The organism is Streptomyces sp. NBC_00620 (genome assembly GCF_026341825.1).
In the GTDB taxonomy this organism is placed as follows: domain Bacteria; phylum Actinomycetota; class Actinomycetes; order Streptomycetales; family Streptomycetaceae; genus Streptomyces.
Map to the genome: position 1 here is coordinate 72,187 of NZ_JAPENY010000001.1, position 15,180 is coordinate 87,366.

General features: G+C 69.8%; 13 protein-coding genes. 7 read left to right on the plus strand and 6 right to left on the minus strand.

Annotation, left to right across the window (positions count from 1 at the left end):
- Position 1 precedes the first annotated feature (1 nt).
- The 3 genes from OG246_RS00300 to OG246_RS00310 all read right to left on the minus strand — a co-directional run bounded on the left by OG246_RS00300 (position 2) and on the right by OG246_RS00310 (position 2,604).
- Complete coding sequence (locus OG246_RS00300; RefSeq protein ID WP_266454157.1) at positions 2-1,789, minus strand: cellulose synthase catalytic subunit; 1,788 nt, start codon at positions 1,787-1,789, stop codon at positions 2-4.
- A 171-nt stretch (positions 1,790-1,960) separates the two neighbouring features.
- Positions 1,961-2,254: an MTH1187 family thiamine-binding protein gene (locus OG246_RS00305; RefSeq protein ID WP_261707197.1), complete on the minus strand. Its 294-nt coding sequence runs from the start codon at positions 2,252-2,254 to the stop codon at positions 1,961-1,963.
- The gene (locus OG246_RS00310; RefSeq protein ID WP_266454159.1) at positions 2,251-2,604 is read right to left on the minus strand and encodes a DUF3817 domain-containing protein; all 354 of its coding nucleotides are present in this window, start codon (positions 2,602-2,604) and stop codon (positions 2,251-2,253) included. Before OG246_RS00310 ends, OG246_RS00305 begins: the two co-directional genes overlap by 4 nt.
- A 196-nt stretch (positions 2,605-2,800) precedes the next feature.
- Between OG246_RS00310 and OG246_RS00315 the strand changes: the two genes are divergently transcribed.
- From OG246_RS00315 to OG246_RS00330, 4 genes are all read left to right on the plus strand, one after another.
- On the plus strand, positions 2,801-3,433 hold the full coding sequence (locus OG246_RS00315) for an AIM24 family protein (protein WP_266463721.1): 633 nt from the start codon (positions 2,801-2,803) through the stop codon (positions 3,431-3,433).
- A 1-nt stretch (position 3,434) separates the two neighbouring features.
- Positions 3,435-4,085 carry an AIM24 family protein gene (locus OG246_RS00320; RefSeq protein WP_266454160.1) on the plus strand — a complete coding sequence of 217 codons (651 nt, stop codon included), beginning with the start codon at positions 3,435-3,437 and terminating at the stop codon, positions 4,083-4,085.
- Positions 4,082-4,879, plus strand: a complete 798-nt coding sequence (locus OG246_RS00325) for an AIM24 family protein (protein WP_266454161.1) — start codon at positions 4,082-4,084, stop codon at positions 4,877-4,879. The genes OG246_RS00320 and OG246_RS00325 overlap by 4 nt, the downstream gene beginning before the upstream one ends.
- A 92-nt stretch (positions 4,880-4,971) precedes the next feature.
- Positions 4,972-5,448: a MarR family winged helix-turn-helix transcriptional regulator gene (locus tag OG246_RS00330; RefSeq protein ID WP_266454163.1), complete on the plus strand. Its 477-nt coding sequence runs from the start codon at positions 4,972-4,974 to the stop codon at positions 5,446-5,448.
- Positions 5,449-5,557: 109 nt separating this feature from the next.
- Here the strand turns inward: OG246_RS00330 and OG246_RS00335 are convergent, their stop codons facing one another.
- The 3 genes from OG246_RS00335 to OG246_RS00345 all read right to left on the minus strand — a co-directional run bounded on the left by OG246_RS00335 (position 5,558) and on the right by OG246_RS00345 (position 9,317).
- On the minus strand, positions 5,558-6,808 hold the full coding sequence (locus OG246_RS00335) for an MFS transporter (protein WP_266454165.1): 1,251 nt from the start codon (positions 6,806-6,808) through the stop codon (positions 5,558-5,560).
- 299 nt (positions 6,809-7,107) lie between these two features.
- A complete protein-coding gene (gene meaB / locus OG246_RS00340; RefSeq protein WP_266454166.1) occupies positions 7,108-8,064 on the minus strand; it encodes a methylmalonyl Co-A mutase-associated GTPase MeaB in 957 nt (318 codons plus the stop codon).
- 50 nt (positions 8,065-8,114) lie between these two features.
- On the minus strand, positions 8,115-9,317 hold the full coding sequence (locus OG246_RS00345; RefSeq protein ID WP_266454167.1) for an acetyl-CoA C-acetyltransferase: 1,203 nt from the start codon (positions 9,315-9,317) through the stop codon (positions 8,115-8,117).
- 147 nt (positions 9,318-9,464) lie between these two features.
- Here OG246_RS00345 and mce point away from each other — a divergent pair, with 147 nt between their 5' ends.
- The 3 genes from mce to OG246_RS00360 all read left to right on the plus strand — a co-directional run bounded on the left by mce (position 9,465) and on the right by OG246_RS00360 (position 15,114).
- Positions 9,465-9,905, plus strand: a complete 441-nt coding sequence (gene mce / locus OG246_RS00350; RefSeq protein ID WP_266454169.1) for a methylmalonyl-CoA epimerase — start codon at positions 9,465-9,467, stop codon at positions 9,903-9,905.
- Between the two features lie 241 nt (positions 9,906-10,146).
- Positions 10,147-13,995 carry a polarized growth protein Scy gene (gene scy / locus OG246_RS00355; RefSeq protein WP_266454171.1) on the plus strand — a complete coding sequence of 1,283 codons (3,849 nt, stop codon included), beginning with the start codon at positions 10,147-10,149 and terminating at the stop codon, positions 13,993-13,995.
- 183 nt (positions 13,996-14,178) lie between these two features.
- Complete coding sequence (locus OG246_RS00360; protein WP_266454173.1) at positions 14,179-15,114, plus strand: cellulose-binding protein; 936 nt, start codon at positions 14,179-14,181, stop codon at positions 15,112-15,114.
- Positions 15,115-15,180: the final 66 nt, after the last annotated feature.

Here is a 15,180-nt window from a genome sequence, read left to right on the forward strand (position 1 = left end):
CCTAGTTACCTCCTGTCGTGGAGCTGGTGACCTTGGCGGTGCTGCCGCTGGTCGCGAGGGCGGGCTCGGCGGACTCGGGGATCCGTGCGGTCGTCGCGTGGGGCACCGGCCGGACCCTGCGTTCCTTGAGCAGGGTGGAGATCCACACTCCGACGGGGGCGAGTGAGATGCCCATGGCAAGGAGCGCCCAGGTGCGCATGGCCGCGTGGGTGTGGTCGAGGGCGACCGACGCGGCGAGTGAGACGCCGAGGAGCGCCGCCCAGGTGAGGTGGATCCGGAAGGTCAGCAGCCGGTCGGGGTTGGCCTCGCCGCCCTTGGGGGTGACCACGAAGCGGCTGGGGCGGCGGATCAGGGCTTCGCCCAGCGACTTCAGGTAGATCGGTGCGGAGAGGGCCGACATCGCCATCCCCGCGAGTCCGCCCGAGCCTTCGGGTTCGTGCGGTGAGACGTTGTGCCGCCGGTTCCAGAGGTAGAGGCCGATCTGGAGGGCGGCCGCGTCGCTGTAGAGCATCAGCCAGACGGACGCGGTGACCTGTGTGCCGGACGCCCCGAACCACAGGAAGAGGAAGCAACTCATGATGCCCAGCAGCCAGTTGACGGCCGTCATCGGGTAGTAGACGAGCATCATCGTGTACGAGAAGAGGCGGCCCGGAGGCATCGTGAACGGCGCCTTCCAGTACTGCTTGAACAGCGTCTCGTACGTCCCTCGCGACCAGCGCATCTGCTGGGTGAAGAAGTCCGTCCAGGAGGCGGGCCCCTCACCGACGGCGAGCACGTCCGGGGTGTAGACGGATCGCCAGTGCTTCCCGCTCCGCGGGTTCTTGTGCCGGTGCAGCTCGAACCCGGTGGCCATGTCCTCGGTGATGGAGTCGTACAGGCCGCCGATCTGGCGGACGGCCGCGATGCGTACGACGTTGTTGGTGCCGACGAACATGGGGGCGCGGTAGCAGTTGCCGGCGCGCTGGATCAGCGCGTGGAAGAGGAACTGCTGGGACTCGGCCGCCTTGGTGACGGGGCTCTCGTAGTTGCCGTAGACCTGCGGTCCGACGACGAAGGCCACGTTGGGGTCCCGGAAGTAACCCATCATCCGTTCAAGGAAGTTGGGGAGCGGGACGTGGTCGGTGTCCACGGAGGCGAAGAACTCGTACTCGGCGCCGTGCATCGCGATCCACGCGTTGTAGTTGCCGTGTTTGGTACGGGCCTTGTGGGCGCCCTTGTCGCGGTTCCAGTCCGGGACGCCGAACCGGGTGAAGTGTTGGACGCCGAGTTCCGCGCAGAGCGCCTTGGCCTGTTCGTCGTTGCCCTCGTCCAGGAGCCAGACGTCCACGGGTCCTGTGTGGGTGACCCGGACGGCGCCTTCGAGGGTGGCGCGGACCATGGAGAGGGGTTCCTTGCCGGGGACGTACGTGGTGAGGAAGGCGACCCGTGTCCCTTCCTGGGCCATGACCGGTATCGGGTCCCGGGCCACCATCGTGGCGTGCGCGATGCTGATCACGTTGACGACCATGAAGAGCTCGATCAGCCCGATGGCTATGAGCATCGTGATGTCGAGGCCGACCAGCCAGCGTGCGCCGCCTTCGCGCTCCACCCAGTGGCTCGGCCACACCAGGTAGACGAGGAGCACGCCGGTGAGGATCGGCGCGAAGGTCATCAGCAGGATGGCGCGTATTCGGTGCGGCTCTCGCGAGAGGAGCTTGGTGTACTGCACCTGGTACGCCGGGCCGGACGGCTGCGTCAGCGGTCCGGCGAGACGGCTGTAGGTGTCGTATTCGTAGCCCTCGGGCCGCACAGCGCCCTCCAGTGATTGAACTTGTCCGGTGATCGAACGAGCCGATACCCATACACAAGTGGACATTTGGCGGCGTGTCGAACTGGGCGCGTCCGAAGGGGTAATTCGGCCCGCTGGACCGGACACAACAAAACCCCGGCCCAGAAGGACCGGGGTCTCAGCGCATGAGTCCTACGCGGACAAGTGGCGTTCCACCGTTTCGACCTTGGACGTCAGACCGTCCGTCACACCGGGGCGGATGTCCGCCTTCAGGACGACCGAGACGCGCGGGGCGCGCTCCTCGACGACGGCGACGGCTCGCTTGACCACGGCCATCACCTCGTCCCACTCGCCCTCGATCGAGGTGAACATCGCGTCGGTGCGGTTGGGCAGCCCCGACTCGCGTACGACCCGGACGGCGTCGGCGACGTACTCCCCCACGTCCTCGCCGACACCCAGCGGTGTCACGGAGAAGGCGACGATCATGACGTCTCCACCACTCCCTCGCGCCGGGCGCGGGAGGCGATGACCGCGTTCTCGGCCTCGCGCCGCAGCCTGCGCTCGGCGATGAAGCCGCCGCCGGGGATGATCGAGTACGCGAGGTAGAGCCAGCCGGTCCCGGCGTTCCACTTGGTGCGGTTCCAGGCGTCCAGGCAGAAGATCACGTACAGGATGAACAGCACGCCGTGGATCGGCCCGAGCACCGGGGCGACGTCGAAGCCCTTGGCGACCGTGTACTTGATGACCGTGCACGCGGCGAGCAGGATCCAGGAGATGCCCTCCGGCACGGAGACCAGACGGAGGCGGCGGAGGGCGGAAGCTGTCTTGAGATCCACGGGTCACCTTCGGTGGGAGACGTCGGCCGACAGTTTGTGAACACAAGCACAAACTTGCGTCCATTGTGGCAAACGGCTGGACGGTACCGGGCCACGGGGTCCGCTCCCGGCACCCCTAGGGGTCCGATCAGGGATGAGATCCACCCGTAGACCCTTTTGTCGGACCGCACCCGGCCGCTACCTTCGCAGCGTGGCGATGTTCCGACTTCAAGGCAGCAAGGTGCTGGCCGTCGACATGACCGGGGACGCCGTGAAGGCGAAGAACGGCTCGATGGTGGCGTACGACGGCCAGATGGCCTTCAAGAAGATGAGCGGCGGCGGTGAGGGCGTACGGGGGATGGTGACCCGGCGTCTCACCGGTGAGCAGATGACGGTGATGGAGGTGAAGGGGCACGGGACCTGCTGGTTCGCGGACCGGGCCTCCGAGATCAACCTCGTGAATCTCCAGGGGGACAAGCTGTACGTCGAGTCGAGCAATCTGCTGGTGACGGACGCCGGCTTGCGGACCGGCACCTCGTTCACCGGCATGCGCGGTGCCACCCAGGGCAACGGGCTGTTCACGACGACCGTCGAGGGGCACGGGCAGGCGGCGATCATGTCCGACGGCCCGGCGGTGGTGCTGCGGGTGAGTTCGCAGTATCCGCTGACGGTCGATCCGGGTGCGTACATCGCGCATCAGGGCAATGTGCGGCAGTCCTTCCAGTCCGGTGTGACCTTCCGCACGTTCATGGGTGAGGGTGGCGGCGAGGCCTTCCAGATCCGCTTCGAGGGCGACGGACTGGTCTATGTGCAGCCCAGTGAGCGGAACACGATCGCGGGGGATGTGTGACATGCCCTTCCGCGAAGTGAACTCGAAGATGGTCGAGGCCACGGTCATGCCGGGGCAGCGGATGTTCAGCCAGCGCGGGGCGATGCTCGCGTACAAGGGTGAGGTGTCCTTCACGCCCAACATCCAGGGCGGCCAGGGCGGTGTGATGTCGATGCTCGGCCGCCGCCTGGCGAACGAGGCGACACCGCTGATGACGGTCGAGGGCTCCGGCACGGTGCTCTTCGGGCACGGCGGCCATCACATCCAGGTGATCGGCCTCACCGGCGACACCTTGTACGTGGAGGCGGACCGGCTGCTCGCCTTCGACGGCACGCTCCAGCAGGGCACGATGTTCATGGGCTCGCAGGGCGGGGTGATGGGCATGGTGCGCGGTCAGGTGACGGGCCAGGGGCTCTTCACAACGACCCTGAAGGGGCACGGCGCGGTCGCCGTCATGGCGCACGGAGGCGTCTTCGAGATCCCGATCACCCCGCAGCGCCCGGTGCACGTGGACCCGCAGGCGTATGTCGCCCACCACGGCGACGTACGCAACAAGCTGTCCACGGCGCTCGGCTGGCGCGACATGGTGGGCCGCGGCTCGGGCGAGGCGTTCCAGCTGGAGCTGAGCGGCAACGGCGCGGTGTACGTCCAGGCCTCGGAGGAGAAGCTGTGAGCGGATACGGGGCTTCGGGGCCGGTCGTCCACGACCCGATGACACTGCCCGTCGACGACAACGTGAACAACTACACCTTCTGCGTGGAACTCAAGGGGAGCCAGTGGTTCCTGCAGAAGGGCAAGATGATCGCCTACTACGGGTCGATCTCCTTCAACGGCATCGGACACGGCCGGCTCGACCGACTTGTCCGTACGTCCTTTCATTCGCCTCTGCACGCAAGCGACTGGGTGGTGGCGGAGGGCTCGGGCAAGATGCTCCTCGCCGACCGGGCCTTCGACGTCAATTCGTACGACCTGGAGAACGGCAACCTGACCATTCGCTCGGGCAACCTGCTCGCTTTTCAGCCAAGTCTCGCGCTGAAGCAGTCGATCGTGCCGGGTTTCCTGACCCTTATCGGAACGGGCAAGTTTGTGGCCGCCTCCAACGGTCCGGTGGTGTTCATGGAACCCCCGATCCGGGTGGACCCGCAGGCCCTGGTCGGCTGGGCGGACTGCCCCTCTCCGTGCCACCACTACGACCACGGGTACATGACAGGCCTGATGGGGGGTCTACGTGCGATGACGGGCGTCGGCGGGGCCTCCGGGGAGGAGCACCAGTTCGAGTTCGTGGGGGCGGGCACGGTGCTGCTCCAGTCCACCGAAACCCTCATGGCCGAGCAGGCCACGGGCGCGGTCCCGCAGCAGGCCGGAGTGCCCGGCGGGGGCGGGGTGCCGGGTCAGCACGGACAGCAAGCCGGCGCACCGCGCCTTCCCGGACAGCTGGGGGACCTCCAGCGTCGCTTCGGGCTGTGAACGGTAGTCTGCGGAGTGTGACGTCGAACGCGTGCGCGTAGTCACACAACCCTCACTAGTTCGCCTTTCAACATTTTAGGTAGACTTCACTTATGGAGACCGAGACGGCCACGCGCTGGCTGACCAATGCGGAGCAGTGTGCCTGGCGCACCCAGCTGGAGGTCAACAGGCTGTTGACCTACCAGCTCGAAAGGGACCTGCAACCGTTCGGCCTGACCATGAACGACTACGAGATCCTCGTGAACCTCTCCGAGTCGGAGGGCGTACGGATGCGGATGAGCGACCTCGCATCCGCCACCCTCCAGTCCAAGAGCCGCCTCTCGCACCAGATCACGCGCATGGAGAACGCGGACCTGGTGCGCCGCGAGAACTGCGAGTCCGACCGGCGGGGGCTGTACGCGGTCCTCACCGAGCACGGCATGGAGACGATGCGGAAGGTCGCGCCGCACCATGTGGCGTCGGTGCGACGGCATTTCATGGACCTGCTGTCACCGGAGGCGCTTGAGGAACTCCACAAGACGCTGACGCCGATCGCAGAGCATTTGCGGGGGCAGCGGGGCAAGCCGTAGCGCTCCGCGTAGAGGGGCTGTCTTTGGCTGCGGGTCCGCTGTGGCTGGTCGCGCCCACGCGGCGGAGCCGCAAATGTCACAGCCCCGCGCCCCTTAAGGGGCGCGGGGGTCAGACGGGACTGGTCTTCGCCGGATCCATGGGCGCCCCCTGCGGGGCGGACGCGGCGCGTGCACCCCGTACGGAGACCAGACCCGCCACCAGGGCCACACCGCCCGCCACCGCGAAGCACCAGCCCAGCGACAGCCTGCCGACCAGCAGGCCCACCCCCGCGGCACCGGCCGAACTCCCGGCGTTCACCGCGGTGTTGACCCAGGCGCCCGCCTGGGTGCGGAAGCCCGGTGGTGCCGCCTCGTCCGCGATCAGGTAGGACGTGGTCAGTGCCGGGGCCACGAAGAAGCCGGCGCAGGCCACAGCCAGGGTCAGCGTGCCGAGGCCCGGCGCGAGCCCGGCGGCCAGCAGGGCTAGCCCCACTCCCCCGGCCATCAGCGGCAGCCGTACCCGGGCGGACGTACGCCAGTCGACGGCACCGTTCAGCAGCCCGCCCAGCGCGCTGCCCGCGGACAGTGCGGCGAGCACCCAGGCCACCACGTCGTCCCCGTGATGGCGCTGCTCGGCGAAGGCCATGACCAGCAGGTCGAGTGCGCCCAGCGCCAGGCCGACGCCCGCCGCGACGACGACGGGCTGTGCGAGGGCCCGGCCGCCGCGCAACCGCGCACGCGGGCGCCCTGCCTTCGCCGCGGCGGGCCTTACGCCCGCCACCGCCGGCGACAGGACGAACCCGAGGGTTCCCGTCCACACCAGCACGGCGCTGAGCGCGACTCCGGCGGCCGGGGGTGCGAACTGCACGACCCCGCCCACCAGCAGTGGCCCGGAGACGAACAGGAGTTCCTCCGCCACGCCGTCCAGGCTGTACGCGCGCTGCAACAGCAGCCGGTCCTCGACGACTTCGCTCCACACGGCGCGCAGCGTGGGGCCGAGCGGGGGCGTGCAGGCGCCCGCCGCTACGGCCAGCGCGCCGAGTACCACCGTCGGTGCTCCTGGGCGCCAGGCGGTCGCGGCGAAGGTTCCCAGCAGGGTGGCGTAGAGCGAGGCCATGGGGATGAGGGCGCGGCGCGGGCCGTAGCGGTCGATCAGGGCCGCCCTCGCGGGCGACAGGAACACGCTCATGGCGCCGAACAGCGCCAGGACCGTGCCGGCCACGGCGTACGACCCGGTCGCGCGGGTCACTGTCAGCATCATGGCCAGGGAGACCATGCCGTATGACAGTCTGCCGACCAGGGCGGTGGTGAAGGTGCGGCGGGCGTGGGGGATGCGGAGGACGGCGGCGTACGAAGGCCGCCGCGGAGGTGACGCGGGCATGGGTGTGTTCCTCGGCGAGAGGGCGGAAGGGGGCGCCTGAGTGCCGCGGTGGTCGCGGCCTGGGCGGGCCCTATGCCATGAGGAGGAACATGGGGATCAACTTAACAGCGGGGGCCGGGGGTTGAGGAGGGTTTTTTCGCCCCCTCCGCCCCTACCCGTTCCCGTCACTTGGGGGCTCCGCCCCCAAACCCCCGTATCGCGCTGACGCGCTCGTCCTCAAACGCCGGACGGGCTGACACCGGGCGTAGCCCGGAAGCAAGGGACGGGGTAGGGGCGGAGGGGGCGAAAAACCCAATACCTCAGCCCTCCCTCAACCCCTCCACCAGCGAATCCGCCGCCCGGTAGGGGTCCAGCTCCCCCGCCACGATCCGCTCCGCGAGTGCGCCGAGGCGTCGGTCCCCGTGGAGGTCGCCGATCCGTTGCCGCAGCGCGGTGACCGCGATCGTCTCGATCTCGTGGGAGGCCCGGGAGAGACGGCGCTCGGTGAGCACCCCGTGCTCCTCCATCCACGCCCGGTGCTTCTCCAGCGCTTCGACGACCTCGTCGATGCCCTCGCCCCGCGAAGCGACCGTCTTGACGATCGGGGGACGCCAGGCACCGGGGCCGCGGGACTCGCCGAGGCCGAGCATGTGGTTCAGCTCACGGGCCGTGGCGTCCGCCCCGTCCCGGTCCGCCTTGTTGACGACGTACACGTCGCCGATCTCGAGGATGCCGGCCTTGGCCGCCTGGATGCCGTCGCCCATGCCGGGGGCGAGGAGCACCACGGACGTGTCGGCCTGCGAGGCGATCTCGACCTCGGACTGCCCGACACCGACCGTCTCGACGAGCACCACGTCACAGCCCGCCGCGTCCAGGACGCGGATCGCCTGGGGGGCCGCCCAGGCGAGCCCGCCGAGGTGGCCCCGGGTCGCCATGGAACGGATGTACACACCGGGGTCGGAGGCGTGCTCGGACATCCGCACGCGGTCGCCGAGCAGCGCGCCTCCGGAGAACGGCGAGGACGGGTCGACCGCGAGGACGCCGACCCGCTTGCCCTGCCGCCGGTACGCGGTCACCAGCGCCGACGTGGACGTCGACTTGCCCACGCCGGGCGAGCCGGTGAGTCCGACGACGTACGCGTTCCCGGCGAGCGGGGCGAGCGCGGCCATGACCTCGCGGAGTTGCTCGGACGCCCCCTCCACCAGGGAGATCAGCCGGGCCACGGCCCGCGGCCGGCCTTCCCTGGCCTGGGCCACCAGTGAGGCGACGTCCTCCATCACAGCTCCGTTCCGAGTAGATCCGAGTAGAGACGTACGAGCAGAAATACTCAGCCCTTGGGTACCCGCACGATCAGCGCGTCACCCTGACCGCCGCCACCGCACAGCGCGGCGGCGCCCACACCGCCGCCCCGCCGCTTCAGTTCGAGGGCGAGGTGCAGTACGAGCCGCGCGCCGGACATCCCGATCGGGTGACCCAGGGCGATGGCTCCGCCGTTGACGTTCACCTTGTCGGTGGACACCCCGAGGTCCTTCATTGACTGCACGGCGACCGCCGCGAAGGCCTCGTTGATCTCGATCAGGTCGAGAGCCGAGACGTCCAGGCCCTCCTTCTTCAGGGCGTGCAGGATGGCGTTGGACGGCTGCGACTGGAGCGAGTTGTCCGGTCCGGCGACGTTCCCGTGGGCGCCGATCTCGGCGATCCAGTCGAGGCCCAGCTCCAGCGCCTTCGCCTTGCTCATGACCACGACGGCCGCGGCGCCGTCCGAGATCTGGGACGAGGTGCCGGCCGTGATCGTGCCGTCCCTGGTGAAGGCCGGGCGCAGCTTGCCCAGCGACTCCACCGTCGTCTCGGCCCGGATGCCCTCGTCCTTGCTGAAGACGACGGCCTCACCCTTGCGCTGCGGGATCTCGATGGGGGTGATCTCCGCCTCGAAGATGCCGTTCTTCTGAGCGGCGGCCGCGCGCTGGTGCGAGAGGGCCGCAACTTCGTCCTGCTCGGGGCGGGCGATGCCCAGGCGGGTGTTGTGCTTCTCCGTCGACTCGCCCATGGCGATGTTCTCGAAGGCGTCGGTCAGGCCGTCGTACGCCATGGCGTCGAGCATCTCGATCGCGCCGTACTTGAAGCCCTCGCGGGACTTCGGGAGGAGGTGGGGCGCGTTGGTCATGGACTCCTGGCCGCCGGCGACGACGATCTCGAACTCACCTGCACGGATGAGCTGGTCGGCGAGCGCGATGGCGTCGAGGCCCGAGAGGCAGACCTTGTTGATGGTGAGGGCGGGGACGCTCATCGGGATGCCCGCCTTGACCGCGGCCTGGCGTGCCGGGATCTGCCCTGCCCCGGCCTGGAGCACCTGGCCCATGATCACGTACTGCACCTGGTCGCCGCCGATGCCCGCACGGTCGAGGGCGGCCTTGATCGCGAAGCCGCCGAGGTCGGCTCCGGAGAAGGACTTCAGCGAGCCCAGCAACCGTCCCATGGGCGTACGGGCGCCCGCGACGATCACCGAGGTCGTGCTGTTCGTTCCAGACATGAGGTGCGATCCCCTTTCAGCTGCACAGCTGAGGAGTGTGAACGAGGGTTTACTTGAATGTACTGAGCGGTAGGCCACCCGTCATCCGGCGTGGAGTGTGATCGCGCGCACGTTGCGTAACCACCTCAGGAGCGCTGCACTGACTCCATGCTGACGCGAATCGACCACATTGGGATCGCCTGTTTCGACCTCGACAAGACAGTCGAGTTCTACCGGGCCACGTACGGCTTCGAGGTCTACCACTCCGAGGTCAATGAGGAGCAGGGCGTACGCGAGGCCATGCTCAAGATCAACGAGACGTCCGACGGCGGCGCCTCCTACCTCCAGCTGCTCGAACCCACCCGCGAGGACTCCACCGTCGCGAAGTGGCTGGCCAAGAACGGCGAGGGCGTCCATCACATCGCTTTCGGCACCGCGGACGTGGACGCCGATGCCGCGGACATCAAGGACAAGGGCGTACGAGTGCTGTACGACGAGCCCCGGATCGGGTCGATGGGCTCCCGGATCACCTTCCTGCATCCAAAGGATTGCCATGGCGTCCTGACAGAACTGGTCACTTCGGCGCCTGTTGAGTCACCTGAGCACTGACCCTCGTACATATGGGCCGGTAGGGTTGGGCACGGCCGCCGCCTCTTCGGGGCGGCCCGGGTTCCTTTCATTGGGATTCGAGGGCCGGGGTCCAGGTTTTCGGGGGACGGGCGGGACGAGCGTCGGGGCATCGGCCCGTGCTCCGCCGGTGATCTGACACCATTCCCCGGGGGCCCCGTTCGGCGGATGGACGGTGCTCGTTTGGAGAGACTTGCGACCAGGGGACGGATGGGACCGCGCAGTGCGGGGCTACGAACGCCAGGAGCGAGAGCCGGCGGCTGACGTCGACCACCTCTCTCGGTTCGAGGCCGAGATGGAGCGGCTGAAGACCGAGCGGGAGAAGGCCGTCCAGCACGCCGAGGACCTCGGCTATCAAGTCGAGGTGCTGCGCGCCAAGCTGCACGAGGCGCGCCGCAGTCTGGCGACCCGGCCTGCCTACGAGGGCGGGGACCTGGGCTACCAGGCCGAGCAGCTCCTTCGTAATGCGCAGATCCAGGCCGACCAGTTGCGCGCCGACGCCGAGCGCGAGATGAGCCAGGCCCGCGCGCAGACGCAGCGCATCCTCCAGGAGCACGCCGAGCAGGCCGCCCGCCTCCAGGCAGAGCTGCACCAGGAGGCGGTCACCCGCCGCCAGCAGCTCGACCAGGAGCTGGGCGAGCGCCGGCAGACCGTCGAGTCGCATGTCAACGAGAACGTGGCGTGGGCGGAGCAGTTGCGCGCCCGCACCGAGCAGCAGGCCCGGCGGCTCCTGGAGGAGTCGCGCACCGAGGCCGACCAGTCCCTTGCCGCCGCCCGTGCGGAGGCCGAGCGGGTCGCCGCCGAGGCCCGCCAGCGGCTGAACGCCGACGCCGAGTCGGCGCGCTCGGAGGCCGAGGCGCTGCTGCGCCGGGCCCGCACGGACGCCGAGCGGCTGCTGAACGCGGCTTCCAACCAGGCCCAGGAGGCCACCGACCACGCCGAGCAGCTGCGCAGCTCCACGGCGACCGAGTCGGACTCCGCCCGCCGGCAGGCCACCGAGCTGAGCCGGACCGCCGAGCAGCGCGCGGCCGAGGCCGAGGCGGCGCTGCGCGAGGCGCGGGCCGAGGCGGAGAAGACCGTCACCGAGGCGAAGGAGGCCGCGGCCAAGGCCCTGGCCACCGCCGAGTCGACGAACGAGCAGCGCACGCGTACGGCGAAGGAGCAGGTCGCCCGGCTGGTCAACGAGGCCAACGAGGCCGCCGAGACCACCAAGACCGACGCCGAACAGGTCGTCGCGGAAGCCAAGGCCAAGGCCGAGAAGATCGTCGCGGAGGCCGAGGAGAGCGCGCGGAGCCTCACCGCCGAGGAGACCGCGTCCCAGCTCGCCAAGGCCGCGCGTACGGCTGAGGACGTACTCAACAAGGCGTCCGAGGAAGCCAAGTCGACCACCAAGGCGGCGGTCGAGGAGGCCGAGCGGATCCGCGCGGAGGCCGAGTCCGAGGCGGACCGGCTGCGTGCCGAGGCGCACGACATCGCCGAGCAGCTCAAGGGCACGGCGAAGGACGACACCAAGGAGTACCGCGCCAAGACGGTCGAGCTGCAGGAGGAGGCGCGCCGGCTGCGCGGCGAGGCCGAGCAGCTGCGCGGCGACGCGAACGCCGAGGGCGAGCGGATCCGCAGCGAGGCCCGGCGCGAGGCCGTCCAGCAGATCGAGGAGGCGGCCAAGACCGCCGAGGAGCTGCTCGCCAAGGCCAAGGCGGACGCCGACGAGCAGCGGTCGGTCGCCACGACCGACAGCCAGCGGGTGCGCACCGAGGCCATCGAGCGCGCCACGACGCTGCGCCGGCAGGCCGAGGAGACCCTGGAGCGGACCCGCACGGAGGCCGAGCGGCACCGTGCCGAGGCCGAGGAGCGGTCCGAGGCCGTCAAGGCGGAGGCCGAGCGGGCCGCGGAGGCGATGCGTGAGGAGACCGAGCGGGCCATAGCGGCCCGTCGGGCGGAGGGCGCCGAGGAGCTGACCCGGCTGCACACCGAGGCCGAGCAGCGGGTCGCCTCGGCCGAGCAGGCGCTGGGCGACGCGCGTGCGGAGGCCGAGCGGATCCGCCGCGAGGCCGCCGAGGAGACGGACCGGCTGCGTTCGGAGTCCGCGGAGCGGATCCGTACGCTCCGGGCGCAGGCCGAGGCGGAGGCCGAGCGGCTGCGCAACGAGGCCGCGGCGGACGCGTCGACTTCGCGGGCCGAGGGCGAGAACATCGCCGTACGGCTGCGTTCGGATGCCGCGGCGGAGGCCGAGCGGCTGAAGTCGGAGGCGCAGGACAGCGCGGACCGGGTACGGGCGGAGGCGCAGGCCGCGGCCGAGCGTCTTGCGACCGAGGGTGCCGAGGCGCTGGCCGCCGCTCAGGAGGAGGCCCTGCGGCGCCGCCGTGAGGCCGAGGAGCTGCTCGGTTCGGCGCGCCAGGAGGCCGACCAGGAGCGTGAGCGGGCCCGGGAGCAGAGCGAGGAGCTGCTGGCTTCCGCGCGCAACCGGGTGGATGAGGCCCAGGCCGAGGCCGTACGGCTGGTCGAGGAGGCCGACCGGCGCGCGACCGAGATGGTCTCGAACGCCGAGCAGACCGCACAGCAGGTGCGTGACTCGGTGGCCGGGCTGTACGAGCAGTCGCAGGAGGAGATCACCGGTCTCAGGTCCGCCGCCGAGCATGTGGTGGACCGGATGCGGAACGAGGCGCAGGCCGAGGCCGACCGGGTGCGCGCCGACGCGTACCAGGAGCGGGAGCGGGCCGGCGAGGACGCGGGCCGGATCCGGCGGGAGGCGTCCGAGGAGTCGGAGGCCGCCAAGTCCCTTGCGGAGCGCACGGTTTCGGAGGCGATCGCGGAGTCCGAGCGGCTGCGTTCGGACGCCGCCGAGCACGCCCAGCGGGTCCGCACCGAGGCGTCCGACGCCATCGCCAACGCCGAGCAGGACGCTTCACGTACGCGTGCCGAGGCCCGGGAGGACGCGAACCGGATCCGTTCGGACGCGGCCACGCAGGCGGACACGCTCATCACCGAGTCGCGGTCCGAGGCGGAGCGGCTCACGGCGGAGACGAACTCCGAGGCCGATCGGGTCCGGACGGAATCCGTGGCCAAGGCCGAGCAGCTGATCTCGGACGCGACCGGGGACGCGGAGCGGCTGCGTGCCGAGGCCGCCTCGACGGTCGGATCCGCGCAGCAGCACGCCGAGCGGATCCGCTCCGAGGCGGAGCGGGTCAAGGCCCAGGCGGCCGCGGAGGCGGAGCGGCTCACGTCGGCCGCGCGCGAAGAGGCGGAGCGGACGACGGACGAGGCGCGCCGGGCGGCCAACAAACGGCGCTCCGAGGCCGCCGAGCAGGTCGACACGCTCATCTCGGAGACGACCGCCGAGGCCGACAAGCTGCTCTCGGAGTCCCAGCAGAGCGCGCAGAAGACCACGGCGGACGCCGAGGAGCAGGCCGACACCATGGTGGGTGCGGCCCGCAACGAGGCGGAGCGCCTGGTGTCCGAGGCGACGGTCGAGGGCAACTCGCTGGTGGAGCGGTCCCGTACGGACGCCGACGAGCTGCTGGTCGGCGCGCGCCGGGACGCGACGGCGATAAGGGAGCGCGCGGAGGAGCTGCGCGACCGGATCACCAACGAGATCGAAGAGCTGCACACGCGGGCCCGCCGCGAGTCCGCCGAGACGATGAGGGCGGCCGGCGACCGGTGCGACGCGCTCATCAAGGCGGCCGAGGAGTCGCTGGTGAAGGCCGAGGCGAAGGCCAAGGACCTGGTCTCGGAGGCCAATTCCGAGGCGAGCAAGGTGCGGATCGCCGCCGTCCGAAAGGCGGAGGGGCTCCTCAAGGAGGCCGAGCAGAAGAAGAACTCGCTCGTTGCCGAGGCTCAAAAGATCAAGGCCGATGCCGAGCAGGAAGCGCGGCGCACGGTTGAAGAGGGCAAGCGCGAGCTCGAAGTCCTGGTCCGACGCCGTGAGGACATCAATGCCGAGATCTCCCGTGTCCAGGACGTGCTGGAAGCGTTGGAATCCTTTGAGGCCCCGTCCGGGAACAAGGACGGTGGAGTCAAGGCCGGCGCTGCCGCGGGTGCGACTCGTTCGGGTGGCAAGGCGTCAGAGGGCTAGTCAGAAGCACCGATTCCATGCTTTGTAGGGACCTTTGACACAGGCTCTGGCAAGCGCTCCGACAGGTAGCCACCCAAAAGGAGTGTCATTCTCCAGATCAAACACGTATCCGCTCGATGACACACCGCTTTGACCCCTAGGATTCCCCCTATCACCTCACCGGTCTCATTCGACAGGAACCCCATGAGCGACACTTCCCCCTACGGCTTCGAGCTTGTGCGGCGTGGGTACGACCGCGCTCAGGTGGACGAACGCATTTCGAAGCTCGTCTCCGACCGTGACAGCGCTCTGGCCCGTATCACTGCTCTGGAAAAGCGCATTGAGGAACTCCACCTCGAGACGCAGAGCGCCCAGGCCCAGGTAAGCGACGCTGAGCCGTCGTACGCCGGCCTCGGCGCACGCGTCGAGAAGATCCTCCGCCTCGCCGAGGAGGAGGCGAAGGACCTGCGCGAGGAGGCCCGTCGCGCTTCGGAGCAGCACCGCGAGCTCGCCGAGTCGGCGGCCCAGCAGGTCCGCAACGACGCAGAATCGTTCGCTGCGGACCGCAAGGCCAAGGCGGAGGACGAGGGCGTCCGGATCGTCGAGAAGGCCAAGGCCGACTCTTCCCAGCTGCGCGGCGAGGCGCAGAAGGACGCGCAGCAGAAGCGCGAGGAGGCCGACGCCCTCTTCGAGGAGACCCGCGCCAAGGCCGCGCAGGCCGCCGCGGACTTCGAGACGAACCTCGCCAAGCGGCGTGAGCAGTCCGAGCGTGACCTGGCTTCCCGTCAGGCCAAGGCCGAGAAGCGTCTCGCGGAGATCGAGCACCGCGCGGAGCAGCTCCGCCTGGAGGCCGAGAAGCTGCGCACGGACGCCGAGCGCCGCGCCCGCCAGACGGTGGAGACGGCTCAGCGCCAGGCCGAGGACATCGTGGCCGACGCGAACGCCAAGGCCGACCGTATCCGCTCGGAATCCGAGCGCGAGCTGGCGGCTCTGACGAACCGTCGCGACTCGATCAACGCCCAGCTCACGAACGTCCGCGAGATGCTCGCGACGCTCACGGGCGCCGCGGTGGCCGCCGCCACCACGCCGGCCGAGGACGAGCCGATCTCGCGTGGGGTACCGGCTCAGCAGTCCCGGTAACGCCTGATCGTTGGCGCACGAAGCCCCCTGCCACTCCGGTGGCAGGGGGCTTCGTCCCGTTTTAGC

Excerpts from the sequence above, each read along its gene's own strand:
- OG246_RS00305 (WP_261707197.1), bottom strand. The coding sequence starts at position 2,254 with ATGATCGTCGCCTTCTCCGTGACACCGCTGGGTGTCGGCGAGGACGTG.
- OG246_RS00315 (WP_266463721.1), top strand. The coding sequence starts at position 2,801 with ATGTTCCGACTTCAAGGCAGCAAGGTGCTGGCCGTCGACATGACCGGG.
- OG246_RS00320 (WP_266454160.1), top strand. The coding sequence starts at position 3,435 with ATGCCCTTCCGCGAAGTGAACTCGAAGATGGTCGAGGCCACGGTCATG.
- OG246_RS00330 (WP_266454163.1), top strand. The coding sequence starts at position 4,972 with ATGGAGACCGAGACGGCCACGCGCTGGCTGACCAATGCGGAGCAGTGT.
- OG246_RS00335 (WP_266454165.1), bottom strand. The coding sequence starts at position 6,808 with ATGCCCGCGTCACCTCCGCGGCGGCCTTCGTACGCCGCCGTCCTCCGC.
- meaB (WP_266454166.1), bottom strand. The coding sequence starts at position 8,064 with ATGGAGGACGTCGCCTCACTGGTGGCCCAGGCCAGGGAAGGCCGGCCG.
- OG246_RS00345 (WP_266454167.1), bottom strand. The coding sequence starts at position 9,317 with ATGTCTGGAACGAACAGCACGACCTCGGTGATCGTCGCGGGCGCCCGT.
- mce (WP_266454169.1), top strand. The coding sequence starts at position 9,465 with ATGCTGACGCGAATCGACCACATTGGGATCGCCTGTTTCGACCTCGAC.
- OG246_RS00360 (WP_266454173.1), top strand. The coding sequence starts at position 14,179 with ATGAGCGACACTTCCCCCTACGGCTTCGAGCTTGTGCGGCGTGGGTAC.